Origin of the sequence: Porphyromonas catoniae ATCC 51270 (assembly GCF_000565015.1) — a bacterium.
GTDB lineage: Bacteria > Bacteroidota > Bacteroidia > Bacteroidales > Porphyromonadaceae > Porphyromonas > Porphyromonas catoniae.
Genome location: NZ_JDFF01000012.1, coordinates 75,794 through 93,387 on the forward strand (window position 1 = coordinate 75,794; position 17,594 = coordinate 93,387).

Annotated in this window: 12 protein-coding genes; 2 read left to right on the forward strand and 10 right to left on the reverse strand. The window is 52.8% G+C overall.

From position 1 onward, the window contains the following. Positions 1 to 262 precede the first annotated feature (262 nt). The 10 genes from scpA to HMPREF0636_RS03890 form a co-directional block, all read right to left on the reverse strand. Entirely contained in the window at positions 263 to 2,416 is a 2,154-nt protein-coding gene (scpA, locus tag HMPREF0636_RS03845) for a methylmalonyl-CoA mutase (protein WP_005467474.1), read from the reverse strand. A 20-nt stretch (positions 2,417 to 2,436) separates the two neighbouring features. Continuing rightward, positions 2,437 to 4,296, reverse strand: a complete 1,860-nt coding sequence (gene mutA, locus HMPREF0636_RS03850) for a methylmalonyl-CoA mutase small subunit (RefSeq protein WP_044168617.1) — start codon at positions 4,294 to 4,296, stop codon at positions 2,437 to 2,439. A gap of 631 nt (positions 4,297 to 4,927) precedes the next feature. Further along, the gene (gene ssb, locus HMPREF0636_RS03855; RefSeq protein WP_044168618.1) at positions 4,928 to 5,386 is read right to left on the reverse strand and encodes a single-stranded DNA-binding protein; all 459 of its coding nucleotides are present in this window, start codon (positions 5,384 to 5,386) and stop codon (positions 4,928 to 4,930) included. A 10-nt stretch (positions 5,387 to 5,396) separates the two neighbouring features. Further along, positions 5,397 to 6,086, reverse strand: coding sequence for a tRNA (adenosine(37)-N6)-threonylcarbamoyltransferase complex dimerization subunit type 1 TsaB (tsaB, locus tag HMPREF0636_RS03860; protein ID WP_044168620.1), 690 nt, complete (start codon positions 6,084 to 6,086; stop codon positions 5,397 to 5,399). 34 nt (positions 6,087 to 6,120) lie between these two features. Further along, entirely contained in the window at positions 6,121 to 6,873 is a 753-nt protein-coding gene (locus HMPREF0636_RS03865) for an exodeoxyribonuclease III (RefSeq protein WP_044168621.1), read from the reverse strand. 52 nt (positions 6,874 to 6,925) lie between these two features. Continuing rightward, the gene (gene queC, locus HMPREF0636_RS03870; protein ID WP_044168622.1) at positions 6,926 to 7,591 is read right to left on the reverse strand and encodes a 7-cyano-7-deazaguanine synthase QueC; all 666 of its coding nucleotides are present in this window, start codon (positions 7,589 to 7,591) and stop codon (positions 6,926 to 6,928) included. A gap of 19 nt (positions 7,592 to 7,610) precedes the next feature. Continuing rightward, complete coding sequence (locus HMPREF0636_RS03875; protein ID WP_044168625.1) at positions 7,611 to 9,296, reverse strand: putative transporter; 1,686 nt, start codon at positions 9,294 to 9,296, stop codon at positions 7,611 to 7,613. Between the two features lie 234 nt (positions 9,297 to 9,530). After that, the gene (dnaK, locus tag HMPREF0636_RS03880; protein ID WP_044168627.1) at positions 9,531 to 11,426 is read right to left on the reverse strand and encodes a molecular chaperone DnaK; all 1,896 of its coding nucleotides are present in this window, start codon (positions 11,424 to 11,426) and stop codon (positions 9,531 to 9,533) included. Positions 11,427 to 11,649: 223 nt separating this feature from the next. Beyond that, positions 11,650 to 12,255: a hypothetical protein gene (locus HMPREF0636_RS03885; protein WP_155807281.1), complete on the reverse strand. Its 606-nt coding sequence runs from the start codon at positions 12,253 to 12,255 to the stop codon at positions 11,650 to 11,652. 92 nt (positions 12,256 to 12,347) lie between these two features. Continuing rightward, positions 12,348 to 14,681, reverse strand: coding sequence for a TonB-dependent receptor (locus HMPREF0636_RS03890; RefSeq protein ID WP_044168628.1), 2,334 nt, complete (start codon positions 14,679 to 14,681; stop codon positions 12,348 to 12,350). A 681-nt stretch (positions 14,682 to 15,362) separates the two neighbouring features. Between HMPREF0636_RS03890 and HMPREF0636_RS03895 the strand changes: the two genes are divergently transcribed. Together HMPREF0636_RS03895 and HMPREF0636_RS03900 are read left to right on the forward strand one after the other, a co-directional pair. Further along, positions 15,363 to 16,280: a dihydrodipicolinate synthase family protein gene (locus tag HMPREF0636_RS03895; protein WP_044168629.1), complete on the forward strand. Its 918-nt coding sequence runs from the start codon at positions 15,363 to 15,365 to the stop codon at positions 16,278 to 16,280. A gap of 1 nt (position 16,281) precedes the next feature. Continuing rightward, positions 16,282 to 17,466, forward strand: coding sequence for an AGE family epimerase/isomerase (locus HMPREF0636_RS03900; protein ID WP_044168631.1), 1,185 nt, complete (start codon positions 16,282 to 16,284; stop codon positions 17,464 to 17,466). Positions 17,467 to 17,594: the final 128 nt, after the last annotated feature.

A 17,594-nucleotide genomic window follows, 5' to 3' on the forward strand; every position in this document is an offset into this window, starting at 1 on the left:
ACAGCCCCACAAAGATAGCTAAAAGTGGATACTATACAGTGGGTTACTGAGGTAGAGATACGGGGGAGTAGAGAGGATTACTTTGGTCTGGATCTTGAGCCGAACACTTACTCTGATTATGTTACTCTCTGCTACAGGTGGATTATATACTTGTTTTCAATAGCCCTCTGTAGTTAAGTCAATAGGTATAGACTGAAAGAAGTCACCCCTCCTAAGCTCGATGCTTAAGAGGGGCGACTTCGTTAAAGGGGATACAGCCTTGCTATGCTTCCTCACCGAGGAGGATCTCAAGGACCTTAGCAGCGGAGTAAGCTACTGGTGTACCAGGGCCGAAGATAGCAGCTACACCAGCGTTGTAGAGGTACTCGTAGTCCTGTGCGGGAATCACACCACCTGCTGTGACCAGGATATCAGGACGACCAAGCTTCTTCAGTTCCTCGATGACCTGAGGAATGAGCGTCTTGTGCCCTGCAGCAAGGGAAGAAACTCCCATGACGTGTACGTCGTTCTCTACAGCCTGACGTGCAGACTCCTCTGGTGTCTGGAAGAGAGGACCCATATCAACGTCAAAGCCACAGTCTGCGTAGCCCGTAGCTACGACCTTCGCACCACGGTCATGCCCGTCCTGACCCATCTTAGCGATCATGATACGGGGCTGACGACCTTCACGCTCTGCGAACTTCTTCGCAAGTGCCTTAGCACGGACGAAGTCCTTGTCTTCGCCTGATTCAGATGAGTACACGCCTGAGATTGTTCTAATGATTGCTTTATAACGACCTACGATCTTCTCACAAGCATCGGAGATTTCACCGAGCGAAGCACGGAGAGCAGCAGCCTTGACAGCGAGGTCGAGGAGGTTACCTTCCTTGGTCTCTACGCAGTGAGTGATCGCCTCAAGAGCCTTCTTGACGGCAGCCTCATCACGGTTCTTACGGAGGTCGTTGAGTCGTGCGATTTGCTGCTCACGTACAGCGGTGTTGTCGATCTCAAGGATATCAATAGGATCTTCCTTCTCGAGGCGATATTTATTGATCCCTACGATGACCTGCTGACGAGAGTCGATACGAGCCTGAGTACGAGCTGCAGCCTCTTCGATACGCATCTTAGGTAGACCCGTTTCAATCGCCTTAGCCATACCGCCCATGCTCTCTACTTCCTTGATGTGCTCCCAAGCCTTGTGCATGAGTTCGTTGGTCAGGCTCTCTACGTAGTATGAACCTGCCCATGGATCGATCTCCTTACATACGAGGGTTTCCTCCTGGATGTAGATCTGTGTGTTACGAGCAATACGAGCGGAGAAGTCCGTAGGCAGAGCGATCGCTTCGTCAAGGGCGTTGGTGTGGAGCGACTGCGTGTGCCCGAGGGCTGCACCCATAGCTTCGATACACGTACGACCGACGTTGTTGAAGGGATCCTGCTCCGTGAGTGACCATCCAGAGGTCTGGCTGTGCGTACGCAGAGCAAGGCTCTTAGGGTTCTCGGGGTGGAACTGGTTCACAATCTTAGCCCACAGACAGCGAGCAGCACGCATCTTAGCGATCTCCATGAAGTGGTTCATACCAATCGCCCAGAAGAAGGAGAGACGTGGTGCGAACTTATCGACAGGGATACCAGCTGCGATACCAGCCTTGAGGTATTCGAGACCGTCTGCTAGCGTGTAAGCCATCTCGATGTCAGCCGTAGCCCCAGCCTCCTGCATGTGGTAGCCAGAGATAGAGATCGAGTTGAACTTAGGCATGTTCTGTGACGTGTACTCGAAGATGTCGGCGATGATACGCATCGAGAATTCGGGTGGGTAGATATAGGTATTACGCACCATGAATTCCTTGAGGATGTCGTTCTGGATCGTACCTGCCATCTCATCGAGTTGAGCACCCTGCTCTAGCCCTGCGTTGATGTAGAAAGCCATTACGGGAAGTACGGCTCCGTTCATCGTCATCGAGACGGACATCTTGTTGAGGGGGATACCATCGAAGAGCACCTTCATGTCCTCTAGGGAGCAGATAGACACCCCAGCCTTACCGACGTCCCCGACTACACGTGGGTGGTCAGCGTCGTAACCACGGTGGGTAGCAAGGTCAAAGGCCACGGATAGCCCCTTCTGCCCAGAGGCAAGGTTACGGCGATAGAAGGCGTTGGATTCCTCAGCCGTTGAGAAGCCTGCGTACTGACGAATCGTCCAGGGGCGCATAGCGTACATACCGCTATATGGGCCACGTAGGTAAGGAGGAATACCCGAAGCATAGTCTAGGTGCTCCATGCCCTCTAGGTCATGAGCGGTGTAGACGGGCTTGACGAGGATCTGCTCAGCCGTACGCCATACAGCGTCGTTCTTCTGCTCTTCAGCCCACTTGACGGGACAGGTATGAGCGAAGCCAGCAGACTTAATATCTATGTTCTTGAATTGTGGTTTCATTTCTTTCGTCTCCTTACCTATTAGTTAATACCGAGCTTTTGGTTAAACTGGCGGAGCGTTTCGAGGACGTTGCTCTTGACGTTGATGTAGTTCTCGATGCCGACGGCCTTGAGGTCCTCCATGCAAGCAGGAGCACCAGCTACGACGAACTCTGCACGACCAGCGAGGTACTTGTAGGCCTCGGGGGCATACTCTGCATATTCGTCATCACTTGAGCAAAGGACGATGATCGAGGCTCCAGCTGCCAGCCCTGCATCTATACCCTCCTGTACGGTAGCGAAGCCCAGGTTATCCTGAATCTTGTAGCCAGCGCAAGCGAAGAAGTTACTGGAGAACTGAGAGCGAGCTAGACGCATCGCGAGATTACCGATGGTGAGCATGAAGACCTTAACCTCCTTGCCACTACGTTCGGTAGAGAGACGGAGAGCCTCGAACTCAGAGGCACCACGATCGAAGCATAGGGCTTCGATGGTTGGAGTACCACAGCCACAGCTGTGACCACCCTTCTCTTCAGCGTGTACCTTCTGTGAGGCGGTCTCGGTGAAGTTAGGGAACTGGTTTGTACCGAGGAAGATTTCCTTACGTGCAGCTACAGCAGCGTGACGCTTGGTGTTGCTTGCATTGACCGCCTTCTGCACGGCACCAGCCTCAGCAGCAGCAGCGAAGCCACCTTCTTCCTCTACTGCGAGGAAGAGCTTCCAAGCCTCACCAGCAATCGCGTTCGTCAGGTGCTCTAGGTAGTAGGAGCCTGCAGCAGGGTCGATGACCTTGTCGAAGTGAGACTCTTCCTTGAGCAGGAGTTGCTGATTGCGTGCGATACGCTCAGAGAAGTTATCCGGCTCCTGATAGGTAACGTCGAAGGGCTGTACGGTAAGCGAATCAACACCACCCAGTGTAGCGGACATCGCTTCGGTCTGTGTACGAAGGAGGTTCACGTGCGCATCATAGATGGTTTTGTTCCAAGTGGAGGTGACAGCATGCATGTGGATCTTAGCTGCTTCACCCTTATACTGGTCACCATAGGCACCTACGATCTCAGCCCAGAGCCAGCGTGCTGCACGGAACTTAGCCAGCTCCATGAAGTAGTTGGACCCGACGCCGAAGACGAACTTGATACGAGAGGTAAGCTCCTCGATTGAGTAGCCAGCATCCCCCAGCTTATCGAGTAGCTCTGCACCCCAAGCTAGGGCATAACCAAGCTCCTGATAGATATAGGCACCAGCGTTGCTGATATTCAGTGCGTTCACCGTGAGGACACGGAAGCCAGGCAGAGGACGGATAGCCTCGAGTAGCTCGGTGCACATGGCCACCCACTGAGGGTTAGAGATACCCTTGACGAGTTGCTTCTTGAATGGGTCAAAGTTGATCGATCCCTTGCACTCCTTGACGTTTGCACCTGCTCCTGTGAGGTACTCTACTAGAGCGCCAGCGAGCTTGCTAGCGACAGAGATACAGCAGGTGAAGTTCAGCTCGATGGCCTCGGGCATGATGCCCTTCAGGAGGATGGCTAGGGTCTCCTTGTTTACCTGGTCACGGCTAAGCTTGAAGCCGAGCGAGGTAACACCCTTGTTGAGGATGTCCAGAGCCTTTGCATTTGCTTCCTTGGGGTCGGTGACGTGGATGTCTTGGCGGATAAGCCACTCATTGTCCATGCGTGTGGAGCGCACGTAGGGGTACTCGCCAGGCATTACATTAGGTGTGGAGAGGCCTTCGAGGTCTTCACGGCGGTAGTAGGGATTTACGTTAAATCCTTCGTTCGTACGCCAAACGAGTCTTTTGTCGAAGTCTGCTCCCTTCAAGTCGGCTACGATCTTATCCTTCCATTCCTGTGTGCTAATGGCCGGAAATTCACTCAGTAACCGTTCTTTGTCAGTTGCCATAATAGTTCAATTTAGTGAATTGATTATTTATTGCGCAAAGGTAAGGTAAATCACTGAGATAGCCTACCCTAATGTGCTGTATTGGTAATTATATATCCTCATTCCCATCATCGGAGCTGTGTGAGGGGAAGTACCCAAGGAACTACAGACTAAATATGAGCCTAGGGCTAGGATGGTATATGAAGCCTCGAGGCTTGGTGTAGAGGGCCTCATCTATGATGTTTATGTAGAGCGGGATATGGGTGGTGTAAAAAGGTGGTTGGACGAGTTATGGTAAGTCGTTGCAACGAGTTACTATAACTCTCTAAAGCGAGTTACCACAACTCTTCGTGACGAGTTACCATAAGTCGTTTTCGCGAGTTATGGCAACTCGTTTCCCACCTTTTGAAAGCCCTTTAGATAGGTCGTTTGGGAGGGGGCGATAAAAAGAGGTGTGAAAATGAAAAGACCTCTTCCCGTTTAGAGCTTTTGGGAGAGGTATCAACCTTTGCTATTCTGTAATGTATCCCCTATTAAATACTGTATGGAGGTGGGAAGGTACTACCCCTAGCGTGTCTAGACGAGGCGTGTTGCGTCTTGCCCTAAGGAGGGTAGTGTTGCGAAATAAGGCTTTTGTGGTGTGGGGGAAGAGCTAGGCTAGTGGGTCTTCATCGGGGGATGCAGCGTAGTCACTGTAATTGACCTCTGCGGTGCTGGGTGTTTTGCCTTGGGTATTTGAGGTTGGCTTTGTGGTGGTGCTATGCTCTGCCTTGTGCTGGAGCTGTACGTGCTGACAGATAATCTCTGTCAGATGAGTGACCTGCCCTGTGCGATCAACCTGCGTAGCGTATTCGATGCGCCCTGCCACGGAAATGGTGTCACCTGCATGGACATGACGCTCCACAAACATCCCTGCCTCACCACGCAAGACGACCCGATGCCAGTAGCTTTGCGTGTGGGTTTTCCCCTCGATACGTTGCTGCAGGATCTCGGTGGTCCTTAGGCGTAGGCGCACCTCGGGATATTCGGGGGCGAGGTAACGGGTGACAGGCTCATCTGTCACCTCGCCTGTGAGGATCACTTGATTGATGGGTGGGGTAGGGCTAGGCATAGGGTTGGGGTTAGCGGCCGAGGACTTTGTTCTTGGCTACCACTGCCACGTACTCCTTCAGATAGTTTGGAGTCCAATAGGCTGTATCTACAAAAGAACCAGCCTCGAAGGCCTCCGTAGCAAGGGAAACCATCTGCTTGGCATCAGGTGCAAAGCCCTCATCCCAAACCTCGTAGTTTAGCTCAGGCCATAGGTCACTAGCCTTGGTCGCTCCATCACCTACGAGGAGATGTTTGCCCTCGGAGAAGAGAGGAGCTTCGGCAGAGAGAACGACAGGGCGGTCTTCGCTGAGACGTGTCCGGTCGCTCAAGAAGCTCGCTGTATAGACCTCCATACGTCGAGCATCAAGCATAGGATGGATGGTTATTCCGCCCTCATGAAGGTGGGCAATAGCTCCGGCTGCGATCAGCTCCAGAGTGTCGATAGCGATGAGTGGGAGCTGTAGACCGAGGCAAAGACCTTTAGCGAGTGAGGTGCTGATACGTAGCCCCGTATAGCTCCCCGGGCCAGCACTCACAGCGATAGCTCGAAGCTCTTGGCCCGAGGCGTGTAGCTCTTTGAGCAGTTCGTCAGTGAGGGGGGCAAGGGCTGCTGCATGCCCTCCCTCAGGAGCATCTAGGGCTCGTGAGGCAAGGACTTGTTGCCCCCATCCGATAGCTGCACTACAGCGTGTCGTGGAGGTCTCTAGGCAAAGTATCATAGAGGAAAGTGGAGGGATGAGGTGTGAGTAAGTATTACTTCAGTACCAGCTCGACAGGACAGTGGTCGGAGCCAAAGATCTCGGTGTGGATCTTCGCTGAGGCAAGCTGTGGTGCAAGGCGCTGTGAGGTGACGAAGTAGTCGATACGCCAGCCTGAGTTGCGCTCACGTGCCCTGAAGCGGTAAGACCACCAAGAGTAGATGTCACGCTGGTCGGGATGGAAGTATCGGAAGGTGTCAATGAAGCCTGCGTCAAGAAGTTCCTGAAACTTCCCTCGCTCCTCATCGGTGAAGCCCGCATTGCGTCTGTTGCTTTTCGGGTTCTTCAAATCAATCTCTTGGTGAGCAACATTTAAATCCCCACAGACGATGACAGGCTTCTTCTTATCGAGCTCAACGAGGTAGACCCGAAAATCATCTTCCCAAGTCATGCGGTAACCGAGGCGACGAAGGTCGTCCTGCGAATTAGGGACATACACTGTGACGAGGTAGAAATCCGTGTACTCGAGCGTTATCACACGCCCCTCGGTATCGTGGTGGTCGATGCCTATGCCATAGGAGACGCTGAGTGGCTCATGGCGGGTATAGATTGCTGTACCAGAGTAGCCCTTCTTCTCGGCATAGTTCCAGTACGTATGGTAAGAGGGTAGGTCAGCCTCTAGTTGGCCAGCCTGCATCTTGGTCTCTTGCAGACAAACAAAGTCTGCGTCTAGCTCTTGGATAATCTCTGGGAAACCCTTCCCGAAGACTGCCCGGAGACCATTCACATTCCACGATATAAATTTCATTGATTTCTTTGGCTTTTTGTGCTGAGATGCTCAGGACTTCGTCTAATATACCCTAGGCATTCTCTTTATAAATAGTGGGGTCGATAATCCTGGCCTCTTGCATTGCTTCACGGCGTTCGATGCATGTGGCGCATGTGCCACACTGCACGTCACCTCCCTCATAGCAACTCCAGGTCTCTGAATAATCGATACCCAGTCGCTTGCCATGAGTTGCTATATCACCCTTAGAGATGTCGGTGTAGGGAGCTTCGATAGAGACATGGTTGTTCGTCCCTTCGTAGACTGCGCTATGCATGGGTTGGATGAACGAGGCTCGGCAGTCAGGATAGATGGCATGGTCACCGAAGTGATTAGCGATGTAGACCCGATCAAGCCTCCGTGATTCGGCGAGACCTGCTGCGATGGAGAGCATAATGCCGTTGCGGAAGGGGACGACGGTCGATGCCATGTTCTGCTCATCATAGCTCCCCTTGGGGATGTCTCCTCCACCCTGGAGGAGGGCACTTTGGAAATATTGACTGATGAAGGAGAGGGGAATGGTCAGATGCTCGATACCGAGACGCTCACAGTGCAAGCGAGCATAGGGTAGCTCACGAGCATTGTGCTTCGAGCCATAGTCGAATGAGAGAGCAAGGGCAATGTCTGCTTGGTGCTCATAGAGCAGGGTGACGCTATCCATGCCTCCCGAGAGGACGATGAGTCCACGTTTATTTGTCATTCTTGATCGTTGTCGGTGCTTAGACAAAGAAGCTAAGCAGTATCTGTGCTGAGATGATGCGTACGAACATGGCCACGGGATACACGATGGCGTATGCTACACTGCTGGAGCGAGATTCATTGATACTCATGGCGTACTCCAGTGCCATAGAGTTGGCCATCGCCCCGCAAAGAAGTCCGACCGTCTCAGCATGCGTCTTCTTATACCCAAAGAGGGATGTGAGTCCAACAAGTAGCGTAGGAAGTACTGTGATGAGAAAGCCAAGACTTATCCAGAGTAACCCATCCCCGTGGATAATAGTTTCAAAGAAATGTGCTCCACTGGCCAGACCGAGACCAGCTAGATAGATAATAATACCCAGTTGCTTGATGAGCTGAGTGGCACTATTGCTCATGTAAGTGGCCAGACGGAAGCGTGCGCCAAAGGCTCCCATGAGTATCCCCATGACGATGGGTCCACCTGCCAGACCGAGCTTGATCGGCATGCTAAGTCCAGGGATAGCAATTGGGATAGAGCCGAGGATGCAACCAAAGGCAAGCCCAACGAAGAAACTCACGAGCTTAGGTTTGTCTAGCGTATTAATGGAGTCCCCCAGATAGGCAGATACCTTGGTGAGCTGCTGTAGCTCTCCGACGACTGTCAGACGGTCTCCCAGCTGAAGCCTCAGCTCAGGAGTGGCTAGGATCTCAATCCCTGCACGATCAATGCGTGTGATATTGATGCCATACTGGTTGCGTAGGCGTAGAGCCCCGAGCTTCACGCCATTTACCTTAGAGTTAGTAATGATGATGCGCTTGGAGATCAACTGGGCATCGATGGCATCCCAGTCGATGTCGGGTCTATTCCAGTCTCGAGACTCTGCTCGATGACCAAAGAATGTCTCTAGGATAGGTAGGTCATCCTTGTGAATGAGAATGAGTAGATGATCTCCTGCCTCAAGGACTGTGTGTGATGAAGGGATAATAAGGGTCTCTCCTCGCCAGATACGTGAGATGATGAATTTCTTTTTGATGAGCCCTACGGTATCTAGTACGGTCTTGCCAAAGAGCGCGGGGTTAGTGAGCTCTAGCTCGGTAATATAGGTTGTCTTTGCCTCTAGCTCATTGGGGGATTTCCCTCTATTGGGGTCAATGTAGTGCAAGACCATGATAGCTAAGATAACACCTACGACACCGAGAGGATAAGTTAAGGCGCATGCGAGTGCTAGATCTGCTACCTCTCGAGTACCACTTGCTCCGAGTATATCCTGTAGGGTACTTTGCACAGCGGCGAGCATGGGGGTATTGGTGACGGCACCCGACATGATTCCCAGCATATTGGGCATAGATACTCCACAGGTATAGTGCAGGATGACGACGAGTAACAGACCTATTGCTATGAGCATCAGCCCAAGTGCATTGTAGAGCAGGCCTTGCTTCTTGAGCGAAGGGAAGAATGAAGGGCCCACCTCGACCCCAAGGGCATAGACAAAGAGGGTAAGCCCGAGGGTCTGTGCAAAGCTATTCATCTCTACGTTGACCTTCACTCCGAAGTGTGCAGCTAGGATTCCGACAAAGAAGACAAATGTGATCCCTAATGATAGCTTCCCAATGCGTAGCTTGCCCATGACCAAGCCTACTGCGGAGACCAGCGTAAGCATTACGAGGGTCTGCAGGACAGAGGGCGTGACGAAGACTTCACGTAGCCACGTATGTATTACATCCATTTTTTGTCTACTATCTGCATATGCTGAGGTAGGTAAGCAAAGTCTCAGCACCGACAAAATTACCACTTTTTACCTAAGGTAAACATCTTTTATGTTGGACCTTTCTTTTATTGTGGTATAAGGTGTGACATGGGGAAGATGAAGGGTGTTCTTGGGTGGAGAATAAGACGAAAAGCCTTGCCGTAAGCATCTCTTACGGCAAGGCTTTTTATTGTAAGGGTGTGCAGAGGTCAGTTACTTCACTTCCTCGAAGTCAGCATCGGTGATGTTGTCACCAGAGGCCTGCGAAGAGGAAGCAGACTGCCCTGCAGCAGGATCGGTAGCACCAGCGTTAGCGTGGTGGTACATCTCCTCGCTCGCTGCTTGGAATGCCGACTGTACCTCAGCCGTAGCTGCGTCGATACCTTCGATATTCTGTGCCGAGTAAGCTTCCTTGAGCTTAGCGAGAGCACTCTCGACAGCTGCCTTCTTATCCGCAGAGAGCTTATCGCCGAATTCCTTCAGCTGCTTCTCCGTCTGGAAGATCAGACTATCTGCCTGATTGAGCTTAGTGATACGCTCGCTTTCACGCTTGTCTGCCTCGGCATTAGCCGCAGCCTCATCCTTCATACGCTTGATCTCGTCATCGGAGAGACCGCTGGAGGCTTCGATACGGATCTTCTGCTGCTTACCTGTAGCCTTGTCCAGAGCGGTTACGTTGAGGATACCATTAGCATCTATATCGAAGGTTACCTCGATCTGTGGGGTCTGGCGTGGAGCAGGTGCTACCTCGAGCTTGAAACGACCGATACTCTTATTATCCTTAGCGAGAGAGCGCTCCCCCTGTAGGACATGGATCTCTACCTCGGGCTGGTTATCAACAGCGGTGGTGAAGATTTCGCTCTTTTTCGTTGGAATCGTTGTATTGGCATCGATGAGACGGGTCATCACACCACCCATGGTCTCGATACCGAGGGAGAGGGGAGTGACGTCTAGCAGGAGTACGTCCTTGATTTCCCCCGTCAGTACACCACCCTGAATAGCAGCACCTACGGCAACGACTTCATCAGGATTTACACCCTTTGATGGGGCCTTCCCGAAGATCTTTTCTACTATTTCCTGAATAGCAGGTATGCGGGTAGAGCCACCGACGAGGATCACTTCATCAATGTCAGTTCTTGAGAGGCCAGCATCACGAAGTGCCTGTTCACATGGAGCGACACAAGCCTGGATCAGGCGATCGGCGAGCTGCTCAAACTTAGCACGAGTCAGCGTGCGTACTAGGTGCTTGGGGATACCGCCCACAGGCATGATGTAGGGGAGGTTAATCTCCGTACTTGTCGTGCTAGATAGCTCGATCTTTGCCTTTTCAGCTGCCTCCTTGAGACGCTGCATAGCCATCGGATCTTGACGTAGATCCACACCTTCGTCCGCCTTGAACTCATCGGCAAGCCAGTCGATAATCACGTGGTCGAAGTCATCACCACCTAGGTGGGTGTCACCGTTGGTAGAGCGTACCTCGAAGACCCCATCCCCTAGCTCAAGGATCGAGATATCGAATGTACCGCCACCGAGGTCAAAGACGGCGATCTTCATATCCTTATTTGCCTTATCTAGGCCGTAAGCCAGAGAAGCGGCAGTGGGCTCATTGATGATACGTCGTACGTTAAGCCCTGCGATCTCACCTGCTTCCTTTGTAGCCTGACGCTGGGCATCGTTGAAGTAAGCTGGTACGGTGATGACCGCATCGGTTACTTCTTGTCCGAGGTAGTCTTCGGCGGTCTTCTTCATCTTCTGTAGAATGATAGCCGAGATCTCCTGTGGTGTGTAGAGTCGTCCATCGATATCTACACGAGGTGTATTGTTGTCGCCTCGTACGACCTTGTAGGGGACACGAGTTATCTCGTCCTTGACCTGGTCGAAGGTCTCACCCATGAAGCGCTTGATCGAGTAGATGGTCTTCGTAGGGTTCGTGATAGCCTGACGCTTAGCAGGGTCACCGACCTTACGCTCACCACCGTCGATGAAGGCTACGACCGAGGGGGTCGTGCGCTTACCTTCACTATTTGTGATAACGATAGGCTCGTTACCTTCGAGGACTGCGACACAAGAGTTCGTCGTCCCTAAGTCTATTCCAATGATCTTTCCCATAATGTTTATTTCGTTGTTGTTCTATTTTTAGTTTGACTTACGCCCTACTAGGGTCAAAGCCTATGCCAAAGGACGAATAGCCTCTTCATGTGACAAACTGTCATTTATCCCCCCGCTCCCCCATGCCACACCATACCTATAATATATAAAGAAGACAGCCCTACCGCAGGAGGGTCTCTGCGGTAGGGCTGTCGAATAGGTGTAGACTCTGTACGGGAGTTTGCTAGAGGTGAAACTCGATCCCGAGCAGGAGGTTAGCTGGAGTGAAGGCTAGGCCAAAGCCCGAGGCACTCGTACCCTCTCCACCTGAGAAGGCAAACTTGGTACGGTAGCCAATGAAGCCCCAGTACATATTCAGGTGAATAAGGCGAGATAGCTCTAGGCTCATCCCAGGGCGCACCCCAATCTCAAAGCCTGTCGTTCCTCCACCAGTACTGACTCCTAGCCCTCCTTCGAGGTAGAAGTGTAGCGGATTTACATTAGCGAGGTAGTAGCGAGCAAAAGGACGAATTAGGAAGTGGGTTTGGGAGTTACCTCCTTCTTGTGATTGGTTCTGTATGGATAGGTTAGCACCGAAGCCCAGATCATCGTTAAGAAGATACATCGCCCCTGGAGAAAGGGCAAAGGCCGTAGTCTTAGCATCCTCATTACGCCAGAAGGAGAAGTTACCTCCAATAACGAAACGCCTTGAATCCCCATAGGACGACCCCGAGGAATATGCAGCATGGCTAGAGGCCGTAGAGCGCTGTGCTAGTACCGGTAGGCTAGTCGAGAGGCAGAGGATAGTGGCAAGAGCCATGCCCCATCGACGTGTAATCTGATTCATCATAGGTGTCATCTATTTAGTTATTGATAATCGGAGTCTACTTCCGCAAAGATAGTAAACTATTTGACTTGCAAACTATTTTTACCTTTCCTTATCTATAAGCGTACACTGAGGTCAATTCCTAGTGAACGGGGGGCAGAGGTCTGCACCATAGCTCCACCAGGCATCGGTGAGGCGGCAGAGAAGACGATGTAGGAGCGGTCTGCCAGATTGTTACCCCAGAGGGCTAGGCTTAGTCGGTCGTAGGCCACCCCGAGACGTGCCCGAAGGTTCGTTTGTAGGGGCTCAGAGGTGCTATTGTCCTCGGTCCAATAGATACGTCCAAAGCCCATGCACTCTGCCTCGCCAAAGAGACGGAACTTCCCCCCGACATGCTCATTGAAGGAAAGCATACCGCTGAAGGTGTGCTGGGGGATGAAGGGGACGACATTCCCCTTCTTCGCCCGACCCGTTTCCTCGGTAAACCGAGTGTCTGTCAGGCTATAGGTTGCTTGGGCAGAGAGGGAGCCAAGGAGACGCTTACTGGCAGAGAACTCCACCCCCAGCGAGCGTGATCCCCCAGCGTTGCCCACAATACGTCCTGCACCTGTGCTCACGAAGCGGGTAAGCTGTAGATCACGAACCTGCATGAGGTAGACCGAACCCTCCAGTCGAAGCCCTAGTGTAGGGTCATCGTAGTGCCCCCCGATCTCGTAGCTCCAACTGTGCTCGGGGCGGTAGGAAGTTCGCTCGGGAAGGGTCGTCGTGTCAAAGGGGCGACCTAATCCGGCTCCAGCACTGAGTGTATTCTGAGTCTGTACCTGTACCACGAGGTCGGAGAAGGACTGTTCGTTGAAGCCTCCTGCCTTGTGCCCTCTAGTGATAGTAGCATGAAGGGCAAGGTGGTCCAGGGGCTTCCATTGCAGAGCTAGCTTTGGGATGAGGTGCCAGTACTCGCTCTTCTGCGCTCCACGTAGTGAGACAGCCTGTCCTGCGATGACGCTATTATCTGTAGGGTTCTTTAGGGCAAAGTCCTCCAGCCCGCGCACATCATAGTCGAGATCGTGACGCTCGTAGTCTAGGCGAAGACCCGCCGTGAGGGTAAAGGCCTTACCTAGGGCAAGTGCGCTCTCGTGATACAGAGCTAGCCCCCAGTCAGGCATAGAGAAGGCGTTGAGATTCACCGCATCCGCTCCCCCTGGACGAGGTACGTACTGGTAGGCGGGGATACGGGCAGCAGCCTGAGGGTTACGGGCTGCGATCTGTCGCTTCATCTGGGCGATCCCTTGGGTGATCAGCAGGCTCGCTCCTCGGGGGGAATAGGTCACGGGGACGTCGATCTTCTTCGCATCGTAGTAGCCGAAGATCCCTGCACTCCAGCGATATTTTGCCTCCTCACTTGGCAGACCTTTGAGGATAAACTCCTGTGTGAAGCCGTGCTCCCTCAGTCGCTGATCCGCCATGAAGAGGCGCATACTAGAGGCGTCCATGTCGAGCTGGGCACGGTCATACAGATACTGATAGCTCGAGGCAGACTGGAGCTGGATACCTTCGCTTAGTCGGTAGCCGATGAGGAAGCGAGCCGTAGCAGTATGCCGTTCGTAGGTTTCGGGGGAATCGGCGGATAGGGCAAGGGGCTTGCGGGTCTGGATGTCCAGCAGTCTATAAGGGAAGCCTCCCTGATTTACGTAGTCACCCTGGAGACTTAGTGCCATATCGAGGCGATCGTTAGGGCGAAGCTCCAGCTTGACAAAGCCCGCTACCATACGTAGGCTATCCTGCTTAGCCTTCGTTGTCTCGTTGTAGAAGTACCCTTGACGCATCGAGCCTGAGAGCCCATAGCTTAGCCCGAGGGTCTCACTGAGGCGTAGGGCTTGCTCTACCGAGGCACGCAGGTAACCATGAGTCCCTGCCGAGAGCCTAGCCTCCCCACCTGCACGGTCAAAGGCTGAGCGGGTATAGTAGTTGATGATCCCCGACATAGCGTTGCGCCCATAGAGCGTCCCTTGGGGACCTCGGAGTACCTCGATACCGGAGATGCCGGGGAGGTCAAGGTTGAAGCCCGACTTATTGAGTACAGGCACTCCATCTAGGTATAGTCCTATCGTCTGTCCGGTACTACGGGCACCGCTACCACGGAGGTATATAGCTGCACTGCGCTTAGAGCCGTAGTCGGGGATGAAGAGGCTGGGCACGCGGCTCGTCAAATCCGTTACACTCTGGATGCGGTAGAGCTGAAGTTCCTTGCTGTTAATCCAGGTTAGGCTCACGGGAGCCTGCCCTGAAGGCGCCGTCATACGCTGGGGGACATAGCCACTGATGACTACCTCATCCAGCAGGTGCTGAGCTAGGCTATCCTGCCCTTCGGCTGAGGCGAGGGTAGGGGAGAGTAGGGCAGTAATGCCCCAAATAAGGGTAAGGCGAAGGGTCGACTTACTATGCTGTTTCATTATAATATATCTCTGATTTAATCGTGAGAAATTTCTCTTTTGGAGTCGCAAAGGTAGAGGCAGGATACCCCATGAGACAAAAAAGGGAGGGTTATCCTTGTTTTTCGCTGGATATTAGTACGAGGTAGCCGTTTTCTGCTTTGAGAAGGTACGATTTCGGGCAAATCGAGGGGGTGGGGCTTCTCCTCAAGAGGGGGAAGTGCATCTTTTGTCAGGTGCCATGCAGAGGGTGAAAATAGGTATCGGGGGAAACCCTCTAGAGGTATCCCCGTAACCTCTTTAGGGTTTCCCTCGATACCTCGAGATAGTTTCCCCCGATACCTATTGGTCACGTGCGGGGAGGTGTCTAGAGGACGACGGGTAGGAGACTGAAAGAGGAATATGGTGTCATGCGGTAGAGACACTCCCTAAAGCATGCTGACGGCAATCTGCTGACGGGCGGGATGTATCGCTGGATAGCTCTCGGGAGAGGCAGTGTTTGCTACCCTAGGGGAGTCACGTTTCCCTAGCTGAGGATACCTCCTGATCGTCTTCTTATCTAGGCAGTCTCTGTCCCGAGACTTCAAACCAAAATATCCTCTATCTTTGCCCTATACTTCTCGCTTGAGGGGCTTCGATTCTTACCTTTCCTTGGGCGAGTACACGACAGAGATGTTACATATATAGATATACCAATTCTCGATGGAAAAGATTCAAGGGCTACTCGTGGCCCCTTTCACCCCCTTCCACAAGAACGGCGAGGTGAACTATGAGCCAATTGCTCGCTATGCTGCGATGCTTCACAAGAACGGACTGAAGGGCGTCTTCATCAACGGCTCCTCGGGTGAGGGCTACATGCTCAGCGACGAAGAGCGCATGCGCCTAGCGGAGAAATGGGTGGAGGTTGCCCCTAAGGATTTCAAGATTATTGTGCATGTAGGTAGTACCTGTGTACGCTCTTCTCGCCAGCTAGCTGAGCACGCAGCTAAGATTGGGGCTTGGGGTATCGGTGCTATGGCTTCCCCCTTCCCCAAGGTAGGGCGTGTGGAGGAACTCGTGAAGTACTGCGAGGAGATCGCTGCAGGGGCTCCCTCGCTGCCCTTCTACTACTATCACATCCCCGTCTTCAACGGCGCTTACCTCTCCATGGTCGAGTTCCTAGAGGCTGTCGATGGACGTATCCCTAACTTCGCTGGGATCAAGTACACCTATGAGAGCCTATACGAATACAATCAATGTAAGCTCTACAAGGGTGGGAAGTATGACCTCCTCCATGGGCAAGACGAGACCCTACTAGCAGGGCTAGCTGCCTGCGACGTGCAGGGAGGCATCAGCGGTACTGCCAACTACTGCGGTAATGTGCTCGTGGGGGTCATCGAGGCCTTCCGTGCGGGCAACCTCGACAAGGCTCGTGAGCTACAGAACTACAACCAAGAGGTAATCAATGTCATCTGTCGCTACCGTGGTAATATCGTAGGTGGCAAGCGCATCATGAAGCTCATGGGGCTGGATCTGGGTGAGAACCGCACCCCCTTCCGCAACATGACCGCTGAGGAAGAAGCACAGATGAAGAAGGAGCTGGAGGCGATCAACTTCTTCGCTAAGGGTAATACATTTTAGCATGAAGGACGTAGGGAACTACCTAGCCTACTGGCGGGATCGCTATCGGGATGATCTCACCGAGTACATCCTGCCCTTCTGGTTGAAGCATGGGTTAGACCACAAGCATGGGGGTATTTATACTTGCCTCGACAGAGAGGGCAAGCTGATGGACACGACGAAGAGTGTGTGGTTTCAGGGACGCTTTGCCTTCATTGCTTCGTTTGCCTACAACCAGATCGAGCGTCGCCCCGAGTGGTTGGAGGCGGCACGCCTGACCATTGAGTTCATTGAGCGTCACTGCTTCGACAGCGATGGGCGTATGTACTTCGAGGTGACGGAGGAGGGGCTTCCCCTAAGGAAACGCCGCTATGTCTTCAGTGAGACCTTCGCCGCCATTGCCTTCAGTGAGTATGCTCTTGCCACGGGCAATCAGGCATACGCAGCGAAGGCACTGGGGCTCTTCCGAGACATCCAGTACTTCCTCTCCACCCCAGGTTTCCTGCCTGCAAAGTATACGGAGCACCTAAAGGCTGAGGGGCACTCCATCGTGATGATCCTCATCAATACCGCTAGTCGTATCCGTGAGGCAATCCAAGACCCTCTGCTGGATGAGCAGATAGAGCGATCGATACGTACCCTAGAGACGCACTTTATTCATCCCGAGTACAAGGCGTTACTTGAGATGGTAGGCCCTAACGGGGAGTTCATAGATACGCTTCAGGGGAGGCTCATCAACCCTGGTCACTGCATCGAGACTGCTTGGTTCCTCCTAGAGGAGGCAAAGGCACGAGGGGGTGACAAGCACCTAGTGGAGCTTGGCTGTAAGATCCTGGATTGGTCTTGGGCGTGGGGCTGGGATGAGCAGTATGGAGGCATCATCAACTTCCGTGACTGTAAGGGATTCCCATCACAGGATTATGCTCAGGATATGAAGTTCTGGTGGCCTCAGACAGAGGCTATCATAGCGACCCTCTATGCCTACCAGATGACGGGCGAGGAGCGGTACCTGCAGCTTCATCAGAGGATAAGTGACTGGACACACGCACACTTCCCCGATCCAACCTATGGGGAGTGGTATGGTTACCTCCACCGAGATGGTACGGTGGCTCAGCCAGCCAAGGGAAATCTATTTAAGGGTCCCTTCCATATCCCCCGTATGATGATCAAGGGCTATCAGCTCTGCCAAGAGCTGCTACGTCCTTAGTAGAGTCTACGTAAAATCCACAGCAGTACGCTGGAATCCGTATGTGTATGCTGAACGAGACATCGTAGACGGCTAGACGGAGAGCGTAGTATTAGCTGTCCCATATACTACATGATACAATAGGAGGG

Excerpts from the sequence above, each read along its gene's own strand:
- scpA (WP_005467474.1), bottom strand. The coding sequence starts at position 2,416 with ATGAAACCACAATTCAAGAACATAGATATTAAGTCTGCTGGCTTCGCT.
- mutA (WP_044168617.1), bottom strand. The coding sequence starts at position 4,296 with ATGGCAACTGACAAAGAACGGTTACTGAGTGAATTTCCGGCCATTAGC.
- ssb (WP_044168618.1), bottom strand. The coding sequence starts at position 5,386 with ATGCCTAGCCCTACCCCACCCATCAATCAAGTGATCCTCACAGGCGAG.
- tsaB (WP_044168620.1), bottom strand. The coding sequence starts at position 6,086 with ATGATACTTTGCCTAGAGACCTCCACGACACGCTGTAGTGCAGCTATC.
- HMPREF0636_RS03865 (WP_044168621.1), bottom strand. The coding sequence starts at position 6,873 with ATGAAATTTATATCGTGGAATGTGAATGGTCTCCGGGCAGTCTTCGGG.
- queC (WP_044168622.1), bottom strand. The coding sequence starts at position 7,591 with ATGACAAATAAACGTGGACTCATCGTCCTCTCGGGAGGCATGGATAGC.
- HMPREF0636_RS03875 (WP_044168625.1), bottom strand. The coding sequence starts at position 9,296 with ATGGATGTAATACATACGTGGCTACGTGAAGTCTTCGTCACGCCCTCT.
- dnaK (WP_044168627.1), bottom strand. The coding sequence starts at position 11,426 with ATGGGAAAGATCATTGGAATAGACTTAGGGACGACGAACTCTTGTGTC.
- HMPREF0636_RS03885 (WP_155807281.1), bottom strand. The coding sequence starts at position 12,255 with ATGATGAATCAGATTACACGTCGATGGGGCATGGCTCTTGCCACTATC.
- HMPREF0636_RS03890 (WP_044168628.1), bottom strand. The coding sequence starts at position 14,681 with ATGAAACAGCATAGTAAGTCGACCCTTCGCCTTACCCTTATTTGGGGC.
- HMPREF0636_RS03895 (WP_044168629.1), top strand. The coding sequence starts at position 15,363 with ATGGAAAAGATTCAAGGGCTACTCGTGGCCCCTTTCACCCCCTTCCAC.
- HMPREF0636_RS03900 (WP_044168631.1), top strand. The coding sequence starts at position 16,282 with ATGAAGGACGTAGGGAACTACCTAGCCTACTGGCGGGATCGCTATCGG.